The sequence below is a fragment of the Halorubrum sp. SP9 genome (assembly GCF_005435015.1).
In the GTDB taxonomy this organism is placed as follows: domain Archaea; phylum Halobacteriota; class Halobacteria; order Halobacteriales; family Haloferacaceae; genus Halorubrum; species Halorubrum sodomense.
Genome location: NZ_SGXU01000167.1, coordinates 1 through 877, shown reverse-complemented (window position 1 = coordinate 877; position 877 = coordinate 1). Strand labels below are relative to the sequence as shown.

The 877-nt window shown below is 52.3% G+C and carries 2 protein-coding genes; one reads left to right on the top strand and one right to left on the bottom strand.

The features are described 5' to 3' along the window. Positions 1–505: hypothetical protein (locus tag EXE45_RS17020; protein ID WP_137695030.1), on the bottom strand; the 505-nt coding region annotated here is incomplete at its 3' end. Positions 506–603: 98 nt separating this feature from the next. Between EXE45_RS17020 and EXE45_RS19855 the strand changes: the two genes are divergently transcribed. Continuing rightward, entirely contained in the window at positions 604–780 is a 177-nt protein-coding gene (locus EXE45_RS19855) for a hypothetical protein (protein WP_158293461.1), read from the top strand. Positions 781–877: the final 97 nt, after the last annotated feature.

Sequence of the window (877 nt, the reverse complement as noted above, 5' to 3'; positions counted from 1 at the left end):
GAGTAGGAACAGGCAAGAGCGGATCGCCGGTCGGTTGAAATACACCAAAGAGGACCATACCGCCGCCGATAGCGGTTGCTAGGAGGGCGACTGCACCGATTATTACGTGTGTTTGTTCGAAGAACTCACTAGCAGACATCTCCTCTGAATCCGGCTTTGGGTGGACGACAGTATCTCTCGGTAAGGGGTACTCAGAGTCGGGGAAATTAATCCACCAATAGTCCCCGTTGTTGATTGATCCCTTCTTGAGCATTCCCTGCTCAACCATTTCATCGAGACGGTCAGAGATCGTCTGACGATCTCTATCAATCACCGACTCAAGTGACCCAAGAGAGTGTATCGCATCATCGCTGTACCATAACTCTCGGAATACGGCTTCTTGAAGGAGTTCGTTCTGCGTATTGTTGTTCAATCGCTGCTTGAAGTAGTCTGGTATACCCTCATCTTCCCGTTCCGCATTCACGTAACGGCGATGTACGTTCGCCAAATCACTATCCTCGTTCACTGAAAGCCGGTTTCAGCGGCCGTTCAAAGTATCTATCGGCTCTCATGATCGACTGATGCTTCCAACCAAGGCATCGGTGAACCTGGAGGTGTGGAATCGTGGTTAGACAAGCTGCTCAGGTGATCGGGCTGCTCATGACGATTCTGACGCTGGTTAGTTGGTTAGTGATCAACAGCAACCTTCCGGGCACTGTCGGAGCTGGAGTCAACCTCGTCGCGGTTATCGTGTCGATGTTGACCGGGCTGTTTGCTTATGTTGCTGTGATCAAGTCCTGAGAGCGGCAGGGCGTATCAGTAGCCGCCTCAAATTATTCGTCCGGGCGACATCGTAGTCGCATCGCCGATCCGAACGCCACTTATCCGCCGCCCGCCT